Genomic DNA, 26,143 nt, shown 5'->3' with positions numbered 1-26,143 from the left:
GGATATCCCCTAAGTTGAAAGCCGGTGAGGCAAAAACAAGCGGCCATTGTAGCGAGCAGACGCCCACTTATCCACATGCAGGTTGCTCATCGCGCATGATTTATCAATGCCTTAACGAACAGAAAGGCGACAGACGGTCGGTGGATAAGCTCTGTGGATAACCGCCCCTGAGGGCATTGCACAAGTGGGGGTGAAAGTCGGTGGATAACCTGCCTGTGGATAACTAGCCATTCCACACACAGCTTATCCGACAGCGCAGCACAGGCTTGCCACCGTTTTCCCCTGTAGTTGTCATTCTTTGTACATGGCGGATTACAAGGGCTGAGCATGGTTATCCACAGACAGCTGGCTGCCTTGCTTTTATAAGCTTTACAGAAAAGCTTTAAATAATTCCCTTCTTTATTTCTATATCTAACGCTGTGTGACGAATCCGCCGCAGAGGCTGGATATCTATTTAAAGGAAACGCTGGTTGGAAATTGACCTAGAGGCTTGCTTTCTCTAGAATCCCCGGTCTCTTAAAACGGGGGCCATTCCGGCCCGTTGTGGACGAACCAGGTAACACGACATGAAACGTACTTTCCAACCAAGCACTATCAAACGCGCTCGTACCCACGGTTTCCGTGCTCGCATGGCTACCAAGAACGGTCGTGCCGTCCTGTCGCGTCGTCGCGCCAAAGGTCGTGCGCGTCTGGCAGTTTGATAATCCGGCACTGGAGGTGAGTCAGGACTTCAGTCGGGAAAAGCGTCTGCTTACACCCCGGCATTTCAAGGCAGTCTTTGACTCCCCTACCGGCAAGGTTCCGGGGAAAAATCTCCTGCTCCTTGCGCGCAGTAACGATCTCGATCACCCCCGACTAGGGCTGGTTATCGGGAAAAAGAGCGTAAAGCTCTCCGTTCAGCGCAATCGCCTCAAACGTCTGATGCGCGAATCGTTTCGCCTGAACCAGGATTCACTGGTCGGCTGGGACATCGTTATCGTCGCGCGCAAAGGTTTGGGTGATGTAGAAAACCCCGAATTGATTCAGCATTTCGGCAAGCTCTGGAAGCGTCTGGCACGCAATAAGCCAGTACCAGCAGTCAACACCGAAACTGTAGGGGTAGACAGTCCCGATGCGTAAACTGGCACTCGTTCCGATCCAGTTTTATCGCTATGCCATTAGTCCCCTGATGGCCAGTCACTGTCGTTTCTACCCCAGTTGTTCCTGCTACGCGTATGAAGCCATAGAAAATCATGGCCTTCTGCGCGGTGGCTGGCTGACCTTTCGTCGTTTAGGTCGCTGTCATCCGTGGAATCCCGGCGGTTATGACCCGGTTCCGCCTATCCCTACCTCCCGTTCTTCTTCGATGGCCGAGTAATCATGGATATCAAACGCACGATCCTGATCGTCGCCCTGGCAATCGTGTCCTACGTCATGGTTCTTAAATGGAACCAGGACTATGGCCAGGCTGCCCTGCCGACTCAGAATGTTGCAGCCAGCAATACCGCACCGAGCCTGCCTGATACCCCTAGCGGTACCAGCGCTGCCAGCAATGACGATATTCCGCGCGCGGCAAACGATACCAGTGCCCCAGCCGAAGCCCCCGTGGCTGCCAGCAAGGATCTGATCCAGATCAAGACCGATGTGCTCGAGCTGGCAATCGATCCACAAGGTGGTGACGTCGCCCAGCTGAAGCTGCCGTTGTATCCGCGTCGCCAGGACCATCCGGAAATTCCGTTCCAGTTGTTCGACAACGGCAACGAGCGGACCTATCTGGCCCAAAGTGGCCTGATTGGCACCAACGGCCCGGATGCAAGCCCGAGCGGTCGCCCGGTTTACTCCGCAGAGAAGAAGAGTTATCAACTGGCTGATGGTCAGGACCAATTGGTCGTGGACCTGAAGTTCAGCAAGGATGGCGTCAATTACATCAAGCGTTTCGCGTTGAAACGTGGCTTGTATGACGTGACCGTTTCCTACCTGATCGATAACCAGAGCGCACAGCCCTGGTCCGGTGCGATGTTCGCGCAGTTGAAGCGTGATGCCAGCTCCGATCCGTCTTCGAGCACCGCCACCGGCACCGCGACCTACCTGGGCGCCGCCCTGTGGACAAGTTCGGAGCCGTACAAGAAAGTGTCCATGAAGGACATGGACAAGGCACAGCTCAAGGAAACCGTTCAAGGTGGCTGGGTTGCCTGGTTGCAGCACTATTTTGTAACCGCCTGGATCCCGCAGAAAGGCGAAAGCAATATCGTCCAGACGCGCAAAGACAGCAAAGGCAACTACATCATCGGTTACACCGGCCCGGCACTGACCGCTGCGCCAGGTGCAAAAGCCGAAACCAGCGCCATCCTGTATGCCGGTCCTAAAAGCCAAGCCGTGCTGAAAGAGTTGTCCCCAGGCCTGGAATTGACCGTGGACTACGGTTTCCTGTGGTTCATTGCCCAGCCGATCTTCTGGCTGCTGCAACATATCCACAGCATTGTTGGTAACTGGGGCTGGTCGATCATCTTCCTGACCATGCTGATCAAGGGTCTGTTCTTCCCATTGTCGGCCGCCAGCTACAAATCCATGGCCCGCATGCGCGCCGTGGCTCCGAAACTGGCAGCGCTGAAAGAGCAACATGGCGATGACCGGCAGAAAATGTCCCAGGCCATGATGGAGCTGTACAAGAAAGAGAAGATCAACCCGCTGGGTGGATGCTTGCCGATTCTTGTGCAGATGCCCGTGTTCCTGTCGCTGTACTGGGTGTTGCTGGAAAGCGTGGAGATGCGTCAGGCACCATTCATGCTGTGGATTACCGACCTGTCGATCAAGGATCCGTTCTTCATCCTGCCGATCATCATGGGCGCCACCATGTTCATCCAGCAGCAACTGAACCCGACTCCTCCGGACCCGATGCAGGCGAAGGTCATGAAGATGATGCCGATCATCTTCACCTTCTTCTTCCTGTGGTTCCCGGCTGGCCTGGTGCTGTACTGGGTTGTGAACAACGTGTTGTCGATTACCCAGCAGTGGTACATCACGCGTAAGATCGAAGCGGCTACGAAAAAAGCCGAGGCGTAACTTGCTCTGTGGATAACCACACAAAACGCCCCCTAGTGGGGCGTTTTGCTATCTGCCACTTTTGTCTGGATACCGGTTTATGAGCGCACCTCGTGAAACCATCGCCGCCGTTGCCACTGCCCAAGGGCGCGGCGGCGTCGGCATCGTCCGTATTTCCGGGCCCTTGGCCAGCGTCGCAGCCAAGGCTATCAGCGGTCGTGAACTCAAGCCGCGATTTGCTCACTACGGGCCGTTCTTCAGTGAAGACCAGCAGGTGCTGGATGAAGGCCTGGCCTTGTATTTCCCGGGACCCAACTCGTTTACCGGTGAGGACGTGCTGGAGCTGCAGGGACATGGCGGCCCGATCGTGCTGGACATGTTGCTCAAGCGCTGCCTGGAGCTGGGCTGCCGCCTGGCCAGGCCAGGCGAATTCAGTGAACGGGCGTTCCTCAATGACAAGCTCGACCTCGCCCAGGCTGAAGCCATTGCCGATTTGATCGAAGCCAGTTCTGCACAGGCCGCACGCAATGCGCTGCGTTCCTTGCAGGGTGCGTTTTCCCAGCGTGTGCATAACCTTACCGAGCAATTGATCAGCCTGCGGATCTACGTCGAGGCGGCGATCGACTTCCCCGAAGAGGAAATCGACTTTCTCGCCGACGGCCACGTGCTGAGCATGCTCGACAAAGTTCGCGATGAGTTATCCACAGTACTGCGTGAGGCGGGGCAGGGAGCCCTGTTGCGCGACGGTATGACCGTGGTAATCGCCGGACGACCCAACGCTGGAAAATCCAGCCTCTTGAACGCCTTGGCCGGCCGTGAGGCTGCAATTGTCACGGAGATTGCCGGCACCACGCGGGATATCTTGCGCGAACATATCCACATCGATGGCATGCCACTGCATGTGGTGGATACCGCAGGTCTGCGAGATACCGACGACCAGGTGGAAAAAATCGGGGTTGAACGAGCTTTAAAGGCCATTGGCGAGGCTGACCGCGTGTTGCTGGTGGTGGATGCCACTGCCCCGGAAGCGGACGATCCATTTGCCTTGTGGCCGGAATTCCTCGAAGTCCGCCCGGATCCGGCCAAAGTCACCTTGATCCGCAATAAGGCCGATTTGAGCGGGGAAGCGATTGTTCTTGAAGTCAGCGACGATGGCCACGTGACCATCAGCCTGAGTGCGAAGTCCGCAGGAGAAGGCTTGGAATTGCTGCGCGAACACCTCAAGGCCTGCATGGGCTATGAGCAAACGGCAGAAAGCAGCTTCAGTGCCCGCCGGCGGCACCTTGAAGCGTTGCGCCACGCCAGTGCGGCGCTGGAGCACGGTCGCGCACAACTGACCCTGGCGGGGGCCGGCGAGCTCCTGGCCGAAGATTTGCGCCAGGCTCAACATGCCCTGGGAGAAATCACCGGCGCCTTCAGCTCCGATGACCTGCTGGGGCGGATTTTTTCCAGCTTCTGCATCGGCAAATAGACCCCTTCCCTAAAAATCGGGCTGCTCCCGAACGGCTAACGAGCTGAAGCAGACCCGGTTTCCTTCCTATTTAGAACGATTGCCACTCATGGCGGCTTGTCTGTGGAGCTGTGCCTGCCCGGCAGGCAGCGGATTTCTGTGGATTAAGCCCTGTGAATAACTGGCACTGAGGTCGGTTGATAACCCCCCTTCAAACCAGGAGATAACCGCCTCTGTGGATAACAGGCCCATTCATCCACAGGCTTACACCGGTTATCCAACCCTCTCATGGCCACCTGACCACAGGGTTTTGAATCTCTGTACATATTGAAAATAAAGGTCTGTAGAGATTTATCCACAGATAGGTGGCTCAGTAAGAATAAACATAAAAACAAAGGTTTTATAAATTTCTTTCTTTTTAATTTCTTTAACCGTGAGTTTTCCACAGCTGGTTAAATTTTGTGCAAAGGGTTCTTTAGGAAAGGGGAAGTCCCTATACTTGCCGACCTGGCTCGAAAAACGCTCTGGCCAGGCTCAAGACCTAATTTCCGAATTACCTGAATTAAGCAGGCACGAGGTGCGTGGTGGATTTCCCTTCCCGTTTTGAAGTGATCGTCATCGGCGGCGGTCATGCCGGTACCGAGGCAGCACTTGCATCAGCACGCATGGGAGCAAAGACCCTGTTGCTGACGCATAACGTGGAAACCCTCGGTGCCATGAGCTGCAACCCCGCCATTGGTGGGATCGGAAAAAGCCATCTGGTCAAGGAAATCGACGCCCTCGGCGGTGCGATGGCCATGGCTACCGATAAAGGTGGTATCCAGTTTCGTGTATTGAACAGCCGCAAAGGCCCGGCGGTACGGGCTACACGTGCCCAGGCCGACCGTGTCCTGTACAAGGCCGCCGTGCGCGAAATCCTGGAAAACCAGCCGAACCTGTGGATATTTCAACAAGCGGCCGATGATCTGATCGTCGAGCAGGACCAGGTACGCGGTGTCGTTACGCAAATGGGCCTGCGTTTCTTCGCCGATTCCGTGGTGCTGACAACTGGGACCTTCCTCGGCGGACTTATCCACATTGGGATGCAGAACTACTCCGGCGGCCGTGCCGGCGATCCGCCATCGATCGCCCTGGCCCAGCGCCTGCGTGAATTGCCCTTGCGCGTTGGCCGGCTGAAAACCGGCACCCCACCGCGTATCGATGGCCGGTCTGTGGATTTCTCGGTGATGACCGAACAACCGGGCGATACGCCGATTCCGGTGATGTCGTTCATGGGATCGAAAGCTCAGCACCCCAAGCAGGTGAGCTGCTGGATCACCCATACCAACGCACGCACCCATGAAATCATTGCTGCCAACCTGGATCGCTCGCCGATGTACTCCGGTGTGATCGAAGGCATCGGCCCGCGTTATTGCCCATCGATCGAAGACAAGATCCATCGGTTTGCCGACAAGCAAAGCCACCAGGTCTTCATCGAGCCGGAAGGCCTGACGACTCATGAGCTGTACCCGAACGGAATCTCCACGTCCTTGCCGTTCGATGTGCAACTGCAGATCGTCCAATCGATTCGCGGCATGGAAAACGCTCACATTGTTCGCCCGGGTTACGCCATCGAATACGATTACTTCGATCCGCGTGACCTGAAGTACAGCCTGGAAACCAAAGTCATTGGCGGCCTGTTCTTTGCTGGGCAAATCAACGGCACCACCGGTTACGAAGAGGCCGGCGCTCAAGGGTTGTTGGCCGGGGCCAACGCTGCGTTGCGTGCCCAGGGCAAAGACAGCTGGTGCCCGCGTCGCGATGAGGCGTACATCGGTGTGCTCGTGGACGACCTGATAACCCTGGGCACCCAGGAACCGTATCGGATGTTCACCTCCCGCGCCGAATATCGGCTGATCCTGCGAGAAGACAACGCCGACCTACGCCTGACCGAAAAAGGTCGTGAGCTAGGGTTGGTGGATGACGTGCGTTGGGCCGCGTTCTGCACCAAACGCGAAAGTATCGAGCTCGAAGAGCAACGCCTGAAAAGCACCTGGGTTCGTCCCGGTACCGAGCAAGGCGATGCTATCGCGGAGAAATTCGGCACACCGCTGACCCATGAATACAACTTGCTCAACCTGTTGAGTCGCCCGGAAATCGATTACGCCGGGCTGGTGGAAGTGACCGGTCAGGGAGCGGAAGATCCGCAGGTGGCCGAACAGGTCGAGATCAAGACCAAATACGCCGGTTACATCGACCGCCAGCAGGACGAAATCGCCCGCCTGCGCGCCAGCGAGGACACGAAGCTGCCTGTGGATATCGATTACACGGGCATTTCCGGGTTGTCGAAAGAAATCCAGAGCAAGCTCGGCGCAACCCGTCCAGAGACGCTGGGCCAGGCTTCACGCATCCCAGGTGTGACCCCGGCGGCAATTTCGCTGTTGATGATTCATTTGAAAAAACGCGGCGCGGGCCGTCAGTTGGAGCAAAGCGCTTGAGTTCGATGGTCACCTCGCAACACGCCGAAGAGTTATCCACAGGTGCCCGTCAGCTCGGCGTCAGCCTGAGCGAGGCCCAGCACGCGCAATTGCTGGGCTACCTGGCGTTGTTGATCAAATGGAACAAGGCCTACAACCTGACCGCAGTGCGCGATCCGGATGAAATGGTCTCCCGCCATCTGCTCGACAGCCTGAGCGTCATGTCCTTCATCGAAAACGGTCGTTGGCTCGATGTGGGCAGTGGCGGCGGCATGCCGGGAATCCCGCTGGCGATCCTGTTTCCTGAGTCGCAAGTGACCTGTCTGGACAGCAACGGCAAGAAAACCCGCTTCCTGACCCAGGTCAAACTCGAACTCAAACTGGATAACCTGCAAGTTATCCACAGCCGCGTCGAAGCGTTCCAGCCTGCAGAGCCGTTCAACGGGATCATCTCCCGGGCATTCAGCAGCATGGAGAACTTCAGTAACTGGACTCGCCACCTGGGCGATGCCAATACGCGCTGGCTGGCAATGAAGGGCGTTCATCCGGCCGATGAGCTGGTAGCATTGCCGGCAGACTTCCACCTCGATAGCGAACACGCCCTGGCCGTACCCGGTTGCCAAGGCCAACGCCATCTGCTGATACTGCGCCGCACGGCATGATTGGGAACACAAGCAAGAATGGCTAAGGTATTCGCGATAGCGAACCAGAAGGGTGGTGTGGGCAAGACCACCACCTGTATCAACCTCGCAGCATCCCTGGTCGCGACCAAGCGTCGGGTGCTGTTGATCGATCTCGATCCACAGGGCAACGCCACCATGGGTAGCGGTGTGGATAAACATGGCCTGGAAAACTCCATTTACGACGTACTGATCGGTGAATGCGATCTGGGTCAGGCCATGCATTTCTCCGAGCACGGCGGTTATCAACTGCTGCCGGCCAACCGTGATTTGACGGCGGCCGAAGTGGTGCTGCTGGAAATGCAGATGAAGGAAAGCCGTCTGCGCAGCGCGTTGGCGCCGATCCGGGAAAACTACGATTACATCCTGATCGACTGCCCGCCGTCGCTGTCGATGCTGACCCTCAACGCGCTGGTGGCCGCCGATGGGGTCATTATCCCCATGCAGTGCGAGTACTTCGCCCTGGAAGGGTTGAGCGACCTTGTGGATAACATCAAGCGCATTGCCGAGTTGCTGAACCCGGAACTGAAAGTCGAAGGCCTGCTGCGGACCATGTACGACCCGCGCCTGAGCCTGATGAACGACGTATCGGCCCAGCTCAAGGAACACTTCGGCGAGCAGCTCTACGACACGGTCATTCCGCGTAACATCCGCCTGGCCGAAGCGCCAAGCTACGGCATGCCGGCCCTGGCCTATGACAAACAATCCCGTGGTGCGCTGGCTTACCTGGCCCTGGCGGGCGAGATGGTTCGCCGTCAACGCCGTAACCCACGCACCGCTGCAGCCCAGCCAACTTAAGGAAACCCCATGGCCGTCAAGAAACGAGGTCTCGGACGTGGACTGGATGCACTGCTCAGTGGTCCCACTGTCAGCTCGCTGGAAGAGCAGGCCGTACAGGTCGACCAGCGCGAGTTGCAGCACCTGCCGCTGGACCTGATCCAGCGCGGCAAATATCAACCGCGCCGGGACATGGACCCCCAGGCCCTGGAAGAGCTGGCCCAGTCGATCAAGAGCCAGGGCGTCATGCAGCCGATCGTGGTGCGTCCGATCGCCAACGGGCGTTTCGAGATCATCGCCGGCGAACGCCGCTGGCGCGCAAGCCAGCAGGCTGGCCAGGAAACCATTCCGGCGATGGTTCGCGATGTGCCGGATGAAACCGCCATCGCCATGGCGCTGATCGAGAACATCCAGCGTGAAGACCTCAACCCGATTGAAGAGGCCGTAGCCCTGCAGCGTTTGCAGCAGGAGTTCCAGCTGACTCAGCAACAGGTCGCCGAGGCGGTGGGCAAGTCCCGCGTGACGGTGGCCAACCTGTTGCGCCTGATTGCATTGCCGGAAGTCATCAAGACCATGCTGTCCCATGGCGATCTGGAAATGGGTCATGCCCGGGCGTTGCTCGGTTTGCCGGAAAATCAACAAGTTGAAGGGGCGCGACATGTTGTCGCACGAGGCCTGACTGTGCGCCAAACCGAGGCACTGGTTCGTCAGTGGCTCAGCGGCAAACCGGCCCCCGTCGAAGCCCCCAAAATCGATCCTGATATCGCTCGCCTGGAACAGCGCCTGGCCGAGCGCCTGGGCTCTGCGGTGCAGATCCGCCACGGTAAGAAGGGCAAAGGGCAATTGGTGATCGGTTATAACTCCCTCGATGAGCTACAGGGTGTCCTTGCGCACATTCGCTGAAACAATTGCTCTTGTAGCGCGCAGTCGGAAATCACTACCTGGCAGTTGAATAGGGGCAGAACCGCCCCTATACTCTGCGCGCATTTTGTCGGCACAAATTATGCCAAGTTATTGAATTATGGCGGCCGACTCTTGGAGAGCAGAAGCGATGGAAACCCGCACGCCAAACCGCTTGCCGTTCCATCGTCTGGCAGTTTTCCCGGTTTTGATGACTCAGTTCGTCGTTGTACTGATCGCCGCATTGGCGCTCTGGCAATGGAAAGGAGTCGTCGCCGGATACTCAGGGCTTTGCGGAGGCCTGATAGCCTTGCTCCCCAATATTTATTTCGCTCACAGGGCCTTTCGGTTTTCCGGCGCCCGAGCAGCCCAAGCCATTGTCCGGTCTTTTTATGCCGGCGAGGCGGGGAAACTGATTTTGACGGCAGTGCTGTTTGCATTGACGTTCGCAGGTGTGAAGCCATTGGCACCACTGGCTGTATTTGGTGTCTTCTTGCTGACCCAACTGGTTAGCTGGTTCGCTCCCCTGCTAATGAGAACAAGACTTTCGAGACCTTAGGGCGTTTGAGGCAACCATGGCAGAGACAACCGCTTCGGGCTATATCCAGCACCACTTGCAGAACCTGACCTTCGGTCAGCTACCTAACGGCGGCTGGGGCTTTGCCCACTCCGCAGCAGAAGCCAAGGAAATGGGCTTCTGGGCTTTCCACGTCGATACCCTCGGCTGGTCGGTCGCATTGGGTCTGATCTTCGTCCTTCTTTTCCGCATGGCGGCGAAGAAGGCGACTTCCGGTCAGCCAGGTGCACTGCAGAACTTCGTTGAAGTACTGGTCGAATTCGTCGATGGCAGCGTGAAAGACAGCTTCCACGGCCGTAGCCCGGTGATCGCACCGCTGGCACTGACCATCTTCGTCTGGGTGTTCCTGATGAACGCCGTCGACCTGGTACCGGTCGACTGGATTCCTCAGCTGGCCATCCTGATCTCCGGTGACCACCACATTCCATTCCGCGCCGTGTCGACCACCGACCCGAACGCGACCCTGGGCATGGCGTTCTCGGTCTTCGCGCTGATCATTTTCTATAGCATCAAGGTCAAGGGCATCGGCGGCTTCATCGGCGAACTGACCCTGCACCCGTTCGGCAGCAAGAACATCCTGGTTCAAGCCCTGCTGATCCCGGTGAACTTCCTGCTCGAATTCGTGACCCTGATCGCCAAACCGATTTCTCTGGCACTGCGTCTGTTCGGCAACATGTATGCCGGCGAGCTGGTGTTCATCCTGATCGCCGTGATGTTCGGCAGCGGCCTGCTGTGGCTCAGCGGCCTGGGTGTAGTTCTGCAGTGGGCGTGGGCTGTGTTCCACATCCTGATCATCACCCTGCAGGCGTTCATCTTCATGATGCTGACCATCGTCTACCTGTCGATGGCGCACGAAGAAAACCATTAAGGCCAGTCTCGACTAGTCTGATGTTCCTTCCCGGTCAAACGGGAAGGGGCCCGACCAGGGCATGAAACGATTTGTTTTACCGCTTTAATCTAAAAAACCTAAACCATACGACGTAAAAGTCGGGAGGAAAGATGGAAACTGTAGTTGGTCTAACCGCTATCGCTGTTGCACTGTTGATCGGCCTGGGCGCACTGGGTACCGCAATTGGTTTCGGCCTGTTGGGCGGCAAGTTCCTGGAAGGCGCAGCGCGTCAGCCAGAAATGGTTCCAATGCTGCAAGTTAAAATGTTCATCGTGGCTGGTCTGCTCGACGCCGTGACCATGATCGGTGTTGGTATCGCTCTGTTCTTCACCTTTGCGAACCCGTTCGTTGGTCAAATCGCTGGCTAATTACTCGGATGTCTCGAGTAGATTGGTGTGATGGACAACGTAACTGCGAGGTGTTGGCGTGAACATTAATGCGACCCTGATTGGCCAGTCCGTTGCGTTCCTGATTTTTGTACTGTTCTGCATGAAGTTCGTATGGCCTCCGGTCATTGCGGCATTGCACGAACGTCAAAAGAAGATCGCTGATGGTCTGGACGCTGCCAGCCGTGCAGCTCGCGACCTGGAGTTGGCCCATGAAAAAGTGGGTCAGCAACTGCGCGAAGCGAAAGCTCAGGCAGCTGAAATCATCGAGCAAGCCAAGAAACGCGGTACCCAGATTGTCGACGAAGCCCGTGAACAGGCTCGCGTCGAAGCTGACCGTGTGAAGGCTCAGGCTCAAGCCGAGATCGAACAGGAACTCAACAGTGTCAAAGACGCGCTGCGTGCCCAAGTGGGTGCCCTGGCCGTTGGCGGTGCTTCGAAGATCCTGGGTGCCACAATCGATCAAAACGCGCACGCAGAGCTGGTAAACAAACTGGCTGCTGAAATCTAAGCGAGGGCGATCATGGCAGAACTGACCACGTTGGCCCGACCTTACGCTAAGGCGGCCTTCGAGCACGCTCAGGCCCACCAGCAACTGGCCAATTGGTCAGCCATGCTCGGCCTGGCAGCAGCGGTGTCGCAAGACGACACCATGCAGCGCGTGCTCAAGGCCCCGCGACTGACGAGCGCACAAAAGGCCGCCACGTTCATTGACGTGTGCGGCGACAAGTTCGATGTCAAGGCACAGAATTTCATTCACGTCGTTGCCGAAAACGACCGTCTCCCGCTTCTGCCGGAGATCGCCGCCCTGTTCGACCTGTACAAGGCCGAGCAAGAGAAGTCGGTAGACGTGGAAGTGACCAGTGCTTTTGCATTGAACCAAGAACAGCAAGACAAACTCGCCAAGGTTCTCAGTGCACGACTCAACCGGGAAGTGCGCCTGCAAGTCGAGGAAGACAAGTCCCTGATAGGGGGCGTTGTAATCCGCGCCGGCGACCTGGTTATCGATGGCTCGATTCGCGGCAAAATCGCGAAACTTGCCGAAGCATTGAAATCTTGAGTTTGAAGGGGCAGCAGAGCAATGCAGCAACTCAATCCTTCCGAAATAAGTGAAATTATCAAGGGCCGCATCGACAAGCTCGATGTGACCTCCCAAGCCCGTAACGAAGGCACTGTCGTCAGCGTATCTGACGGTATCGTGCGGATTCACGGTCTGGCCGACGTCATGTACGGCGAGATGATCGAGTTTCCGGGCGGCGTCTACGGTATGGCCCTCAACCTGGAGCAAGACTCCGTAGGTGCCGTTGTACTGGGCTCCTACCAGTCGCTGGCCGAAGGCATGAGCGCCAAGTGCACCGGCCGCATCCTCGAAGTTCCGGTTGGTAAGGAACTGCTGGGTCGCGTGGTCGACGCATTGGGTAACCCTGTTGACGGCAAAGGTCCGCTGAACAACACCGAGACCGACGCGGTCGAGAAAGTTGCTCCAGGCGTGATCTGGCGTAAGTCGGTAGACCAGCCTGTACAGACTGGCTACAAGGCAGTCGATGCCATGATCCCAGTCGGCCGTGGCCAGCGTGAGCTGATCATCGGTGACCGTCAGATCGGTAAGACCGCTCTGGCGATCGACGCGATCATCAACCAGAAGAACAGCGGCATTTTCTGCGTCTACGTAGCCATCGGTCAGAAGCAATCGACCATCGCCAACGTGGTTCGCAAGCTGGAAGAAAACGGCGCCCTGGCCAACACGATCATCGTGGCGGCCAGTGCTTCGGAATCTCCTGCGCTGCAGTTCCTGGCACCGTACTCCGGTTGCACCATGGGCGAATACTTCCGCGACCGCGGTGAAGACGCGCTGATCGTTTATGACGATCTGTCCAAGCAGGCAGTGGCTTACCGCCAGATCTCCCTGCTGCTGCGCCGTCCACCAGGCCGTGAAGCTTACCCAGGCGACGTGTTCTATCTCCACTCCCGTCTGCTGGAGCGCGCATCCCGCGTTTCGGAAGAGTACGTAGAGAAGTTCACCAACGGCGCAGTGACCGGCAAAACCGGTTCCCTGACCGCACTGCCGATCATCGAAACCCAGGCTGGCGACGTTTCCGCGTTCGTTCCGACCAACGTGATTTCCATCACCGACGGTCAGATCTTCCTGGAATCGGCCATGTTCAACTCCGGGATCCGTCCTGCTGTGAACGCCGGTGTTTCGGTGTCCCGTGTGGGTGGTGCCGCTCAGACCAAGATCATCAAGAAGCTGTCCGGTGGCATCCGTACCGCCCTGGCTCAGTACCGTGAACTGGCGGCATTCGCCCAGTTCGCTTCTGACCTGGACGAAGCGACCCGTAAGCAACTTGAGCATGGTCAGCGCGTTACCGAGCTGATGAAGCAGAAGCAATACGCACCAATGTCGATCGCTGACATGGCGCTGTCGCTGTATGCCGCTGAGCGTGGGTTCCTGACTGACGTTGAAATCGCCAAGGTCGGCAGCTTTGAACAAGCGCTGATTGCTTACTTCAACCGCGATCACGCCGACTTGTTGGCCAAGATCAACGTGAAGGGTGACTTCAATGACGAAATCGACGCTGGCATGAAAGCCGGTATCGAGAAGTTCAAGGCCACCCAAACCTGGTAAGCCGCAGCGGGAGTCGCAAGGCTCCCGCTTGCTAACCTGATAGGTGTTACATGGCAGGCGCAAAAGAGATTCGCAGTAAGATTGCGAGCATCAAAAGCACGCAAAAAATTACCAGCGCCATGGAAAAAGTGGCGGTCAGCAAAATGCGCAAGGCACAAATGCGCATGGCTGCTAGCCGCCCTTATGCGGAGCGCATCCGCCAGGTTATTGGTCATCTGGCCAACGCCAACCCGGAATATCGCCACCCGTTCATGATCGACCGTGCTATCAAGCGCGTCGGTTACGTCGTGGTGAGCAGTGACCGTGGTCTGTGTGGTGGCTTGAACACCAACCTGTTCAAGGCCCTGGTCAAGGACATGGCTGTAAACCGCGAACAAGGCGTCGAGATCGATCTGTGCGTGATTGGTAGCAAGGGTGCGGCTTTCTTCCGCAACTTCGGCGGTAACGTCGTTGCCGCTATCAACCACCTGGGTGAAGAGCCGTCGATCAATGATCTGATCGGCAGCGTCAAGGTGATGCTGGATGCTTACCTGGAAGGCCGGATTGACCGCCTGTCCGTGGTATCCAACAAGTTCATCAACACCATGACGCAACAGCCTACCGTGGAGCAATTGATCCCACTGGTGGCGACCCCGGAACAGGAACTCAAGCACCACTGGGACTATCTCTACGAACCGGATGCCAAGGAGCTGCTTGACGGCTTGATGGTCCGCTACGTGGAGTCGCAGGTGTACCAGGCGGTGGTCGAGAACAACGCAGCTGAACAAGCAGCGCGGATGATCGCGATGAAGAACGCTACCGACAACGCCGGTGATTTGATCAGCGATTTGCAGCTGATCTACAACAAGGCGCGTCAGGCTGCGATCACCCAAGAGATCTCGGAAATCGTCGGCGGCGCTGCCGCGGTTTAACGGTTCAAATATTCAGAGGATCCAGCTATGAGTAGCGGACGTATCGTTCAAATCATCGGCGCCGTTATCGACGTGGAATTTCCACGCGACAGCGTACCGAGCATCTACAACGCGCTGAAAGTACAAGGCGCGGAAACTACCCTGGAAGTTCAGCAGCAGCTGGGCGACGGCATCGTTCGTACCATTGCGATGGGTTCCACCGAGGGCTTGAAGCGCGGTCTGGACGTTGTCGACTCTGGCGCTGCCATCTCCGTACCGGTCGGTAAAGCGACCCTGGGCCGGATCATGGACGTACTGGGCAACCCGATCGACGAAGCTGGTCCGATCGACACCGAAGAGCGCTGGGGCATTCACCGTCCTGCGCCATCCTTCGCTGAACAGGCAGGCGGTAACGACCTGCTGGAAACCGGCATCAAGGTTATCGACCTGGTTTGCCCGTTCGCCAAGGGCGGTAAAGTGGGTCTGTTCGGTGGTGCCGGTGTGGGCAAGACCGTAAACATGATGGAACTGATCCGTAACATCGCCATCGAGCACAGCGGTTATTCCGTGTTCGCCGGTGTGGGTGAGCGTACTCGTGAGGGTAACGACTTCTACCACGAGATGAAGGATTCCAACGTTCTGGACAAAGTGGCACTGGTTTACGGTCAGATGAACGAGCCGCCGGGAAACCGTCTGCGCGTAGCCCTGACTGGCCTGACCATGGCCGAGAAGTTCCGTGACGAAGGTAACGACGTTCTGCTGTTCGTCGACAACATCTACCGTTACACCCTGGCCGGTACCGAAGTATCCGCACTGCTGGGCCGTATGCCTTCGGCAGTAGGTTACCAGCCGACCCTGGCTGAAGAGATGGGCGTTCTGCAAGAACGTATCACTTCGACCAAGGAAGGTTCGATCACTTCGATCCAAGCGGTATACGTACCTGCGGATGACTTGACCGACCCGTCGCCAGCGACCACCTTCGCCCACTTGGACGCTACCGTCGTTCTGTCCCGTGACATCGCTTCCCTGGGTATCTACCCAGCGGTTGACCCACTGGACTCGACTTCGCGCCAGCTGGACCCGAACGTGATCGGCCAGGAGCACTACGACACCGCTCGCGGCGTCCAGTACGTGCTGCAGCGCTACAAAGAGCTGAAGGACATCATTGCGATCCTGGGTATGGACGAGCTGTCGGAAGCCGACAAGCAGTTGGTATCCCGTGCTCGTAAGATCCAGCGCTTCTTGTCGCAGCCGTTCTTCGTGGCTGAAGTCTTCACCGGTGCTTCGGGTAAATACGTTTCCCTGAAAGACACCATTGCTGGCTTCAAAGGCATCCTCAACGGTGACTACGACCACCTGCCAGAACAAGCGTTCTACATGGTCGGCGGCATCGAAGAAGCGATCGAGAAAGCCAAGAAACTGTAATCCCGGCGCCCGGCAACGGGCGCTAATTTAGGTTGAGGCAATCAGATGGCTATGACAGTCCATTGCGATATCGTCAGTGCGGAAGGGGAAATCTTCTCCGGTCTGGTCGAGATGGTGATTGCGCATGGTGAGCTGGGTGATCTTGGTATCGCTCTGGGTCACGCACCGCTGATCACTAATCTGAAACCAGGTCCGATCCGCTTGATCAAGCAGGGCGGGGAAGCCGAGGTGTACTACATCTCCGGTGGTTTCCTCGAGGTTCAGCCGAACATGGTCAAGGTCCTTGCCGACACTGTGCAACGTGCTGCCGACCTGGACGAAGCCTCCGCTCAGGAAGCCGTCAAGGCTGCCGAGAAGGCCCTGCACGAGCGAGGCGCGGAGTTCGATTACGGTTCTGCTGCTGCACGTCTGGCCGAGGCCGCAGCCCAGCTGCGCACCGTCCAGCAGATCCGCAAGAAGTTTGGCGGCTAAGCTGTCTGCTTCCTGTGCGATTGATTAAAAAGGGTAGCCTCGGCTACCCTTTTTCTTTTCCCGACATTCATCTTCTGGTCACAGCCGCTGACCACCCAGGATTGGTAGCCAGTCATGTCTCTCGAAATCGTTATCCTCGCGGCCGGTCAAGGCACCCGCATGCGTTCGGCGCTGCCCAAGGTCCTGCACCCGGTAGCCGGCAACTCCATGCTTGGTCATGTTATCCACAGCGCCCGGCAACTTGATCCACAGCGCATCCACGTGGTGATCGGCCATGGCGCCGATGCGGTGCGCCAGCGCCTGGCGGCTGATGATCTGAATTTCGTATTGCAGGATAAACAACTGGGGACCGGCCATGCCGTGGCCCAGGCCGTGCCATTCATTACCGCCGACACGGTACTGATTCTCTACGGCGACGTGCCACTTATAGAAGTCGATACCTTGCAGCGCCTGCTCAGGCACGCAGCTCCACAACAGTTGGGCTTGTTGACCGTCGAGCTGGACGACCCCACTGGCTATGGCCGCATCGTGCGTAATGTTGACGGCCAAGTGACCGCCATCGTCGAGCAGAAGGATGCCAATGAAACTCAGCGCGCGATCACCGAAGGCAACACCGGGATTCTTGCCGTACCGGCTGAGCGCCTGGCTGACTGGATGAGTCGTCTATCGAACAACAACGCCCAGGGCGAGTACTACCTGACCGACGTGATTGCCATGGCGGTCAACGACGGCCTGGTGGTCGCCACCGAGCAGCCGCTGGACGCCATGGAAGTGCAGGGCGCCAATGATCGCCGGCAACTGGCCGAGTTGGAGCGCCACTATCAATTGCGTGCCGCCCGCCGCCTGATGGCGCAAGGCGTGACCCTGCGCGACCCGGCCCGTTTCGACGTGCGCGGTGAAGTCAGCGTGGGTCGCGACGTGGTCATCGACATCAACGTTATCCTTGAAGGCAAAGTCGTCATCGAAGACGACGTGGTCATCGGCCCGAACTGCGTGATCAAGGACAGCACCCTGCGCAAAGGCGTGGTGATCAAGGCCAACAGTCACCTCGACGGTGCGGTCATGGGGGAGGGTAGCGACGCCGGCCCGTTTGCCCGCCTGCGTCCCGGCACCGTGCTGGACGCCCGCGCCCATGTGGGTAACTTTGTCGAGCTGAAGAACGCTCACATGGGCGAAGGGGCCAAGGCCGGTCACTTGACCTATCTGGGGGACGCGGAAATCGGCGCTCGTACCAATATCGGCGCCGGGACCATCACCTGCAATTACGATGGTGCCAATAAGTACCGCACGACCATTGGGGAAGACGTGTTCATCGGCTCCAACAACTCGTTGGTAGCCCCCGTGACTATCGGTGATGGGTCAAACACGGCTGCGGGTTCGACCATCAATCAGGATGTGGATAAGTCCCAATTGGCTGTGGCACGCGCGCGTCAGCGCAATATCGATGGCTGGAAGCGCCCGGTCAAAATCAAGAAAAGCTAAGTTATCCACAGGTCTTTTCTGGGAGCGAGCTTGCTCGCGAAGGGGTCCTGTCAGGCGGCACTGCTTTAGCCTGACGCGACGCTTTTGCGAGCAAGTTCACTCCCACATTGATCTCATGATTTCTGAATTTTTCTTCTCTCGCCTTGACGATTTCTCTGCGATAGGTTTTGATTAGTTACGTTATCTTTCGAATCGAAACTTATCTCGCCATGTCCAAGCGCAATACGCCACAACGCCGCCACAACATTCTTGCCTTGCTTCAGGAGCAGGGCGAGGTGAGTGTGGATGAACTGGCCAAACGCTTCGAAACCTCAGAAGTTACGATTCGCAAGGACCTCGCCGCCCTGGAATCCAATGGCCTGCTGCTGCGTCGTTACGGTGGCGCGGTCCCCATGCCGCAGGAATTGGTGGCTGACAGCGGGCAGACGGTCTCCAAATACAAACAAGCCATCGCCCGGGCTGCTGTGAAGCGGATCCGTGAACATGCGCGAATCATCATCGACAGCGGCAGCACGACGGCGGCAATGATTCCCGAACTCGGCCTGCAGCCCGGCCTGGTAGTGATGACCAATTCGCTGCATGTCGCCAGTGCCTTGAACGAGCTGGAGCATGAACCTGTGCTGTTGATGACCGGCGGCACCTGGGACCCTCATTCTGAGTCGTTCCAAGGCCAGGTCGCCGAGCAAGTCCTGCGTTCCTACGATTTCGACCAATTGTTTATCGGTGCCGACGGTATCGATCTGGTCCGTGGCACCACCACCTTCAACGAACTGCTGGGCCTGAGCCGTGTAATGGCAGAGGTAGCCCGTGAAGTGATCGTGATGGTGGAGGCCGACAAGATCGGCCGCAAAATCCCCAACCTGGAACTGCCGTGGAGCAGCGTCCATACCCTCATTACCGATGATCGCCTGCCCGTAGCGGCCCGCGATCAGATTCAGGCCCGCGGCATCAATGTGATCTGCGCGCCTGTCAGCCAGGAGAAATAGCATGTGTGGAATTGTCGGCGCCGTTGCTGAACGCAACATCACTGCAATCTTGCTCGAAGGCCTCAAGCGCCTGGAATACCGCGGCTACGACAGCGCCGGTGTGGCGGTGTTTACCAATGATGAGAAGCTCGAGCGCATGCGTCGGCCGGGCAAGGTCAGTGAGTTGGAACAGGCGCTGGACGCCGAACCGCTGATCGGTCGCCTGGGCGTCGCCCACACCCGCTGGGCTACCCACGGCGCGCCCTGTGAGCGCAATGCCCACCCGCATTTCTCCGGCGACCTGGCGGTGGTGCACAACGGTATCATCGAAAACCACGAAGCCCTGCGTGAACAGCTCAAGGCCTTGGGCTACGTGTTTACGTCGGACACCGACACCGAAGTCATCGCACATTTGCTCAGTCACAAGCTCAAGGAACTGGTGGACTTGACCGTGGCGCTCAAGGCGACCGTCAAGGAATTGCATGGTGCTTATGGTCTGGCGGTCGTCAGTGCGAAACAACCGGATCGTCTGGTGGCGGCGCGCAGTGGTAGCCCATTGGTTATTGGCCTGGGCCTGGGGGAAAACTTCCTGGCCTCCGATCAGTTGGCGCTGCGTCAGGTCACTGACCGCTTCATGTACCTGGAAGAAGGCGACATCGCCGAGATCCGCCGCGACAGCGTGCAGATCTGGGACATTAGCGGCAAAGCCGTAGAGCGTGAGACCGTGCAATACCGCGACGGTGCCGAAGCCGCCGACAAGGGCGAATTCCGCCACTTCATGCTCAAGGAAATCCACGAACAACCCGCCGTAGTGCAACGTACCCTGGAAGGGCGCATGAGCCAGAGCCAGGTGCTGGTACAGGCCTTCGGGCCACAGGCGCCCGAGTTGTTCGCCAAGGTGCGCAACGTGCAAATCGTGGCCTGTGGCACCAGCTATCACGCTGGCATGGTCGCCCGTTACTGGCTGGAAGAGTTGGCCGGTATCCCGTGCCAGGTCGAAGTGGCCAGTGAATTCCGCTACCGCAAGGTGGTGGTGCAGCCTGATACGCTGTTCGTCACCATTTCCCAATCGGGTGAAACTGCCGACACCCTGGCCGCCCTGCGCAATGCCAAGGAGCTGGGCTACCTCGCCAGCCTGGCGATCTGTAACGTCGGTATCAGCTCGCTGGTGCGTGAATCCGACCTGACCCTGCTGACCCAGGCCGGTCGCGAAATCGGTGTGGCCTCGACCAAGGCGTTCACCACGCAACTGGTGGGCCTGCTGTTGCTGACCCTGTCCCTGGGCCAGGTACGCGGCACTCTGGGCAAGGGGGTCGAGGCAACATTGGTCGAAGAGCTGCGGCGCTTGCCGGCCCGCCTGGGCGAAGCCTTGGCAATGGACAGCACGGTGGAGAAAATCGCCGAGCTGTTCGCCGAGAAGAACCACACGCTGTTCCTGGGCCGTGGTGCGCAATTCCCGGTGGCGATGGAAGGCGCCTTGAAACTCAAGGAGATTTCCTACATCCACGCCGAGGCCTACCCAGCCGGTGAGCTCAAGCACGGCCCGCTGGCCCTGGTGGACAACGACATGCCGGTGGTCACCGTGGCACCGAATAACGAGCTGCTGGAAAAGCTCAAGTCCAACCTGCAGGAAGTGCGCGCCCGCGGCGGCCAACTGATTGTCTTTGCCGACGAGAAGGCAGGTATGACCAACGGCGAAGGCACCCACGTGGTGCACATGCCGCACATCCACGACATCCTGTCGCCGATCCTCTACACCATCCCGTTGCAACTGCTGTCGTACTACGTCGCGGTGCTCAAGGGCACGGATGTGGACCAGCCGCGGAATTTGGCGAAGTCTGTGACGGTGGAGTGAGTCGTTCCTGCTGATCCCAAGTAAATTTAGAGAATAAGAACTGTCGCTGGGGAATAAAAACTGTCGCAGAGGGTGGAGGCCTGGAGGTCTCTCATCCCTGTGGCATGCCTCATTTCTTAATTTGCGCCTGGTTTAGGCAGCCTTCTTCGTGATCAACAATGCTTTTGACGATTCAAAGCGACGAATCCCTTCAATCCTACGTGGACAGGAACATCTTCCTAAACTGGAAAAGCTCGACCGTTGATTTTTTCAGACCATTCTCCAAATCAGTTCTACTGTTTTCGGATATGAGAACTATCGCATCAGCAATGGGTAAAAGATAAAGGGGTGCTAGACTCCTTGCGAGGTCTAGCCCCCCTAACGTTGCACCACCACAGCCTTGACCAGTCAAGACTCGACCCTCAGCTGGTTCAGGGCTTTATTTTTGAGAGCGACGAGGTAGGTGGATTGGCACTCGGCGCCCGAGACTCTTCTCCTCAGTAACTGCATTTTCGGCCTCCTCTAGGATGTATCGATCAGCTAAGCGTTGCACCACCACAGCCCTGACCAGTCAAGACTCGACCCTCAGCTGGTCCAGGGCTTTATTTTTGAGGGCACCGAGGTGGGTGGATTGGCACTCGGCGCCCGCAACTCTTCTTCTCAGTAACGGCATTTTCGGCCTCCTCCAGGTTGTATCAATCAGCTAAGCGTTGCACCACCACAGCCCTGACCAATCAAGACTCGACCCTCAGTTGGTTCAAGGCTTTACTTTTGAGGGCGCCGATGTGGGTGAATTAGCACTTAGCGCCCCGTATTCTCCTACGTATTAGCATTCGTCCTCCTGATCCGCTTGGGTTTGGTGGGTGGAGCTGGAGCCGGCTCGTCCAATACGGAGGGGCTCGATGCCTGCTTAGCAACTTCAGCCGCCACCGCCACCTTCTCTGCTTCTTTGAGCGCGGCCCAATAGGCATGGAGCGCTTCTATGTCGCCATAGGCACCGATCTCCGGAAGTCGCTCGATGAAGCGGCTATACAGGCCATCCTGAACCTTGCTGTGGCTGCGCATCCACTCGACCGCAGCGTTAGGATTGGTGAGCATCACGTAGTGAAATTCGCCGGATGCGCCTGGCTTGGTCATGATGAAGTTCAACTCTCGGAGCTTCTTCATCCGGCGACGCCAGGTGTCCACGGCCCGCTCCCCGAGAAACCCGGCTTCAGCCGCAAACGTGCTGGGGTTCTCGATCGTTATGACCGGATGATCGGGCATACGCGCCCATAGACAAAACAGCACGTGCCCGGCAGGCTGCCCCTTCGAATCGGCGTCAATAATCTGCATGGCAATGGGCAGGGTTCGAGGAATCGTGCTAAAGCCGTCGTGGGTTTTTCGCGTCCATTTCAACGCATCGGGAATGTTGGGAAAGTGGACCAGCATCAGTTGCTGAGCACGTTCCGCCATCGTTAAGCGGCGTTTTGCTGACTGTTTTGCGTTGGCCATTGGGCAGCCCTTATCCGTTTTCTGTTGGGTCCAGTTTCCGGGCCTCTGTTGACGATGGCAAACCGTCATTACACGCTCATATCGCGCATTTCTATGCGCGTGAATGAACGATACAGACCATTCAAATTCCTGATATGAGACTAGTTCAGATAGTCGAATTGCGCGATATCGCGCAGAAAGTATTTATAACCTACTGAATCTCATGTTTTTATTTTTGTTTTTCGGTGCTCAGTTGTGCTGAATGTACTCAGCGTGCTCAGTGTGCTCGCCGTGCTGCTGGGTGTTGGGTGCGGGAAGAGGGGTATGGCAAGGTGGGGGTAGCATCCATTTTTCGCACCTGAAGGCACGATCGCCTTCATCAATATCGGACCATGGAGCCCATATCCATGTCCGCTAGAGAAGAGGCAGAGATCCCAAGCGAGTGGCAAAAGACTCACAAGTTGGGTATCGGGAACTGAAGCACTGGGTTCCGAGACGCGATGGTCAGTGACCAGCGTGCCCTGGATATCGCCACATAGAAGAGTTTCGCAGCGGCCATTTCATTCAGGAAATGCGTGGCGTCAGGAATCAGCACGTGGTCGTACTCAAGCCCTTTGAGTAGCAGAGGCGTGGAGATCGTGCGCACTGTTGGCGCGCGCCCAGTATGGCTCAACCGGTGCCGGACAGCTTCACAGGCCACAACAAGGTTCACACGCCTTCCAGCTTCCAAGTCTTTGAGTGCCCTTTTTGCATCGTTGAGCAACTCCGCGCGATAGGTTCTGGCCAGAGGATGGGCACGCTCACGAGAGATCACCTCCAAAGCGTGAGTGGGTGAGCCTGTCTGGCGCAAGGATTGCCAGGCTGCTGCGATGGACGCCGTGTGATCCGCTGACACCTCGCCGTTAGCGTTCGCCTGAGTCATCGTATCGTTCAAAATGGCGCGGAGGGCATTGGCTCGTTCATCGGGGGTTTGGGCTCCGTCCCACCCCGCCGCGAATTCCATCAACCGTGCTGCGGCGATCTCTTCAATCGCCTGGTAAGCCCCGTTCGTGGATTGGGCGAGTCGGTTGCAGATGCCGCGCCGGCAATGAATGGCGGCTGTGGTCCCTTCTCTCTGGTCGAAGCCATTGAAGAACAATCCCATTTCGAACGCGTCGTTGCACTGCAGGAAGTTCAGCGGGCCGGTTCGCAGGTCCAGTGGCTGCCCGGTCATGAGTTGCTGGCGCGCGTAGGAAATCCACCGGCCCAACTCCGAATTGGCATTGGTCCATCGATGGGGCTCTGTCAGCTCATAAGCGGTGGTGAAGCTGTTGTCGATGTGCTCACTCCACCGGATCCGCGTGTCGACAAATTCGAAGATCCCCTGCATGGGATCGCCGAAGACGACTGTTGGAACGATCGACGAGAGCCCCATGGCAATCTGGTGCTGGTGTAGCTCACAATCCTGGTACTCGTCGATCAAGATACGGTCATAGGACGCCCTGATAACGGTTTGGACCACTCTGCTTCCCAGGATATGGGCTGCCGACTCGTATACCTGGTTCCATTGCGCTCCCCGTGGATTTGCTGGGGGGTAATTAGCGAGGCGTGGGAAAGCCTGGACGTACTTATTGGCCCAGGACGCTATGGTATCGACGGAGACAATTTCGGACGGTACTTGCAGCCTGTTGAGCCTGGCCCGCAACGCATGAACACCGGCGTGCGTGTGCGTCAGGATCAATGTTCTTCGGCCCAAGGCAGAGGCTCTCGCTAGGAGTTCGGTTTTGCCGTGTCCGGCTGGGGCTATGACGGCTCTGCGGGTTAGATCCCAGATTGCGCGCGGCTCAGGCATACAACCAACGCTCCACGCTGGCGAGGCATTGTGCGAGCGGGCTTTGTGGGACTCGTGCAATTACCTGGTTAATGGCCGGTGCTATGGCGCGCCCGCGGGCTTCAGTCTTAAACCAATTATTGGCTACCGCGACCGCGCTCAATGCGGTTCTCTCATTGGCATCATCTCCAATCAGGTCCCACTCTGAAAACGGGGCTTGTGGATCGAGGCCAGGGATGGCCCGCACCAACTGGTCTCTGACGTTGTGCTCGTTGATGAAGCCTCGGACGAGACCAAGCAAGAGATCTATCAACTCATCGGGGGCCGCGCGAAAAATCGCGTGCTCAGTATTGAGACCCTCTGCGTACTCGATGATCTGCACATTCAGCTCTTGGAGGGTCCGACACCATCGAGCGTCGAGGGGGCGATCAGAATCTCGGAAGAGCGCGACTGGATACCCAAGAATTGCTAATGCACGAGCCAAAGGAGGTGCTGCAGCTCCTCTACCATCAATGATGGCTGCACCGTGGTGCTCAACCGGGACATCATCGTGACGTGCCGGATAGAAATCTCTCATGCCCAGCATCAGCCCGAGCTCAGTTGCCCCTTCGCAAATCAATATCCGCCGCCCAAACAACGATCGCGGAGAGTGCTTCATGATGGGCGTTAGGTCACCAGCCAGCGATGCCTGCTGCAGGCTAGAGGCGCCAGTCGCTTGGTTCTTGCGCATGATGAACAGTGAGGTGGCGTTCAGCTCACTAATGACAACATCCGAGTGCGTAGTCATCAGAATCTGTCCGATCGGACGGTGCTGCTGAGCAGCCTCGGCTTGTGAGCGTTTGAGCTGGGACACTGCCCCCAAAATGCGATGCGGCTCCAGACCCTGTTCAAGCTCGTCAACCAGGACAATGGCGCCTTCCTGCAGCGCGGATCGCTGGACCGCTAGTGTAGCCAGCCGGCGCGTTCCCAGGCCTGCTAATCGCAACGGGACGGTACCGTCATGCAGGGCAATGGAGCCCGAGTTGAAGCCCCCACGGCCCAACTCCAAGTCTGGCCGGTACCGATTGTTGATGTAGGCTCCGATTCCGCGTGCATAGCCTTCTGCGGCCTGCGCTGTTTCGACAAGTTCTCGGATGGAATCGAGGTTAGCGTTCTGCCTGGCTGACCGGTACGCGGCCGCCAGTTGTTGGGCTGCTCCCTCGGCACGACCAGTCATACGAGCAAGCATTGAACCTTGCGCCCAGGTCAAGTGCCTGGACTCTTCTCCCGCGAGACGGACCAGACAAAACATGGCTCGATCGCGGTTAGACAGGATGCGCGGTACAGCGTATCGCTCACAAATCAGCGCCCAGACTGGCTCCATCGTTGCGTCGACCGAGAGGCGCACCGTTAACGCAGGATCATCACCGTCCTCTGGTTCATCGTGGATGGTTCCATCTGGAGCTATGCCCCGGATGTACAAGCCGAAGCGGTTGTCTGCCAGCAGCGCCTGCGACAACTCTGTGACCGTTACTTCGACCTGGATCTCTTGTTCGGTATCTCCGCCAACGAAATCGACCTCGGAAAACGTAATCCATCGCGGTGACAGAACCGCCTCGATAGCATCCAGTACGGTGGTTTTCGAGCTATCGCCTGGCCCGATGATGCAGCAGATAGGTTCGGCACCTGGCGTCCAGTTGAGTGCGGTGATACCACGGAAGTTTTGGATCTGGACGTGTGCAATGCGCATGGGCAGTCCTTTGCTCTTACCAGGTTGATCAGAGGAGCTTTGGCCGTGCGTAACGGCCCTTGTGCTTCCGTTAATCAGCCTAGCTCAAAGCCGTCTCGGTGCGAGTGGTGCCGTCGACTAGCTCGCTTTCACACGACATGAGGCATATGGGATGCCCTATCCGCTTTGGTGGAGCTTTAGCTCGCGCGCGTGAGAGCTTTCCACTGGTTGTACTGGTGTAGGAAAAAGTACGACTTTTTTACTAATAGCCCGTACGTAGTCGACCCAACACAATAGCGTCCAAGCCGTCCGGAAATGTCTTC

The 26,143-nt window shown here is 57.6% G+C and carries 24 protein-coding genes; 21 read left to right on the top strand and 3 right to left on the bottom strand.

Annotated features, from left to right (window positions below; translation table 11 throughout):
- Positions 1-566: 566 nt before the first annotated feature.
- The 21 genes from rpmH to glmS all read left to right on the top strand — a co-directional run bounded on the left by rpmH (position 567) and on the right by glmS (position 20,850).
- The gene (gene rpmH, locus SGN16_RS29415; protein WP_003213577.1) at positions 567-701 is read left to right on the top strand and encodes a 50S ribosomal protein L34; all 135 of its coding nucleotides are present in this window, start codon (positions 567-569) and stop codon (positions 699-701) included.
- Positions 702-717: 16 nt separating this feature from the next.
- Positions 718-1,119 (top strand): ribonuclease P protein component, encoded by a 402-nt coding sequence (rnpA, locus tag SGN16_RS29410; RefSeq protein ID WP_003207107.1) that lies wholly within the window; start codon positions 718-720, stop codon positions 1,117-1,119.
- The gene (gene yidD, locus SGN16_RS29405) at positions 1,112-1,357 is read left to right on the top strand and encodes a membrane protein insertion efficiency factor YidD (protein WP_010465488.1); all 246 of its coding nucleotides are present in this window, start codon (positions 1,112-1,114) and stop codon (positions 1,355-1,357) included. Before rnpA ends, yidD begins: the two co-directional genes overlap by 8 nt.
- A gap of 2 nt (positions 1,358-1,359) precedes the next feature.
- Complete coding sequence (yidC, locus tag SGN16_RS29400) at positions 1,360-3,042, top strand: membrane protein insertase YidC (protein WP_210642147.1); 1,683 nt, start codon at positions 1,360-1,362, stop codon at positions 3,040-3,042.
- A gap of 79 nt (positions 3,043-3,121) precedes the next feature.
- Positions 3,122-4,492: a tRNA uridine-5-carboxymethylaminomethyl(34) synthesis GTPase MnmE gene (gene mnmE, locus SGN16_RS29395; RefSeq protein WP_335945003.1), complete on the top strand. Its 1,371-nt coding sequence runs from the start codon at positions 3,122-3,124 to the stop codon at positions 4,490-4,492.
- Between the two features lie 563 nt (positions 4,493-5,055).
- Entirely contained in the window at positions 5,056-6,948 is a 1,893-nt protein-coding gene (gene mnmG / locus SGN16_RS29390) for a tRNA uridine-5-carboxymethylaminomethyl(34) synthesis enzyme MnmG (RefSeq protein ID WP_210642145.1), read from the top strand.
- 5 nt (positions 6,949-6,953) lie between these two features.
- On the top strand, positions 6,954-7,589 hold the full coding sequence (rsmG, locus tag SGN16_RS29385; RefSeq protein ID WP_335945059.1) for a 16S rRNA (guanine(527)-N(7))-methyltransferase RsmG: 636 nt from the start codon (positions 6,954-6,956) through the stop codon (positions 7,587-7,589).
- Between the two features lie 18 nt (positions 7,590-7,607).
- Entirely contained in the window at positions 7,608-8,405 is a 798-nt protein-coding gene (locus SGN16_RS29380) for a ParA family protein (RefSeq protein ID WP_003187199.1), read from the top strand.
- Between the two features lie 9 nt (positions 8,406-8,414).
- On the top strand, positions 8,415-9,287 hold the full coding sequence (locus SGN16_RS29375; RefSeq protein WP_053161608.1) for a ParB/RepB/Spo0J family partition protein: 873 nt from the start codon (positions 8,415-8,417) through the stop codon (positions 9,285-9,287).
- Between the two features lie 148 nt (positions 9,288-9,435).
- Complete coding sequence (locus tag SGN16_RS29370; RefSeq protein ID WP_210642144.1) at positions 9,436-9,843, top strand: F0F1 ATP synthase subunit I; 408 nt, start codon at positions 9,436-9,438, stop codon at positions 9,841-9,843.
- Between the two features lie 16 nt (positions 9,844-9,859).
- Complete coding sequence (atpB, locus tag SGN16_RS29365; RefSeq protein WP_003187195.1) at positions 9,860-10,729, top strand: F0F1 ATP synthase subunit A; 870 nt, start codon at positions 9,860-9,862, stop codon at positions 10,727-10,729.
- Between the two features lie 131 nt (positions 10,730-10,860).
- Positions 10,861-11,118, top strand: coding sequence for a F0F1 ATP synthase subunit C (atpE, locus tag SGN16_RS29360; RefSeq protein WP_003097235.1), 258 nt, complete (start codon positions 10,861-10,863; stop codon positions 11,116-11,118).
- A gap of 58 nt (positions 11,119-11,176) precedes the next feature.
- Positions 11,177-11,647, top strand: coding sequence for a F0F1 ATP synthase subunit B (locus tag SGN16_RS29355; RefSeq protein WP_047230097.1), 471 nt, complete (start codon positions 11,177-11,179; stop codon positions 11,645-11,647).
- A gap of 12 nt (positions 11,648-11,659) precedes the next feature.
- A complete protein-coding gene (locus tag SGN16_RS29350; protein ID WP_210642143.1) occupies positions 11,660-12,196 on the top strand; it encodes a F0F1 ATP synthase subunit delta in 537 nt (178 codons plus the stop codon).
- 21 nt (positions 12,197-12,217) lie between these two features.
- Positions 12,218-13,762, top strand: a complete 1,545-nt coding sequence (gene atpA / locus SGN16_RS29345) for a F0F1 ATP synthase subunit alpha (protein WP_003207093.1) — start codon at positions 12,218-12,220, stop codon at positions 13,760-13,762.
- A 50-nt stretch (positions 13,763-13,812) separates the two neighbouring features.
- Entirely contained in the window at positions 13,813-14,673 is an 861-nt protein-coding gene (gene atpG, locus SGN16_RS29340) for a F0F1 ATP synthase subunit gamma (protein WP_135847917.1), read from the top strand.
- Positions 14,674-14,700: 27 nt separating this feature from the next.
- Complete coding sequence (gene atpD, locus SGN16_RS29335) at positions 14,701-16,077, top strand: F0F1 ATP synthase subunit beta (protein WP_014340987.1); 1,377 nt, start codon at positions 14,701-14,703, stop codon at positions 16,075-16,077.
- Between the two features lie 45 nt (positions 16,078-16,122).
- Complete coding sequence (locus SGN16_RS29330; protein WP_003207087.1) at positions 16,123-16,548, top strand: F0F1 ATP synthase subunit epsilon; 426 nt, start codon at positions 16,123-16,125, stop codon at positions 16,546-16,548.
- A gap of 114 nt (positions 16,549-16,662) precedes the next feature.
- A complete protein-coding gene (gene glmU / locus SGN16_RS29325) occupies positions 16,663-18,030 on the top strand; it encodes a bifunctional UDP-N-acetylglucosamine diphosphorylase/glucosamine-1-phosphate N-acetyltransferase GlmU (RefSeq protein ID WP_210642142.1) in 1,368 nt (455 codons plus the stop codon).
- A gap of 209 nt (positions 18,031-18,239) precedes the next feature.
- A complete protein-coding gene (locus tag SGN16_RS29320) occupies positions 18,240-19,016 on the top strand; it encodes a DeoR family transcriptional regulator (protein ID WP_210642141.1) in 777 nt (258 codons plus the stop codon).
- A gap of 1 nt (position 19,017) precedes the next feature.
- Positions 19,018-20,850: a glutamine--fructose-6-phosphate transaminase (isomerizing) gene (gene glmS, locus SGN16_RS29315; RefSeq protein WP_335945002.1), complete on the top strand. Its 1,833-nt coding sequence runs from the start codon at positions 19,018-19,020 to the stop codon at positions 20,848-20,850.
- Between the two features lie 798 nt (positions 20,851-21,648).
- Here glmS and SGN16_RS29310 read toward each other — a convergent pair.
- From SGN16_RS29310 to SGN16_RS29300, 3 genes are all read right to left on the bottom strand, one after another.
- Entirely contained in the window at positions 21,649-22,323 is a 675-nt protein-coding gene (locus tag SGN16_RS29310; protein ID WP_335945001.1) for a hypothetical protein, read from the bottom strand.
- A gap of 433 nt (positions 22,324-22,756) precedes the next feature.
- A complete protein-coding gene (locus SGN16_RS29305) occupies positions 22,757-24,133 on the bottom strand; it encodes a UvrD-helicase domain-containing protein (RefSeq protein ID WP_335945000.1) in 1,377 nt (458 codons plus the stop codon).
- Complete coding sequence (locus tag SGN16_RS29300) at positions 24,126-25,841, bottom strand: AAA family ATPase (RefSeq protein ID WP_335944999.1); 1,716 nt, start codon at positions 25,839-25,841, stop codon at positions 24,126-24,128. Before SGN16_RS29300 ends, SGN16_RS29305 begins: the two co-directional genes overlap by 8 nt.
- Between the last annotated feature and the right edge of the window lie 302 nt (positions 25,842-26,143).

This window comes from Pseudomonas sp. G166 (assembly GCF_037027455.2).
GTDB lineage: Bacteria > Pseudomonadota > Gammaproteobacteria > Pseudomonadales > Pseudomonadaceae > Aquipseudomonas.
This window is presented reverse-complemented; position numbering and strand designations above follow the sequence as displayed.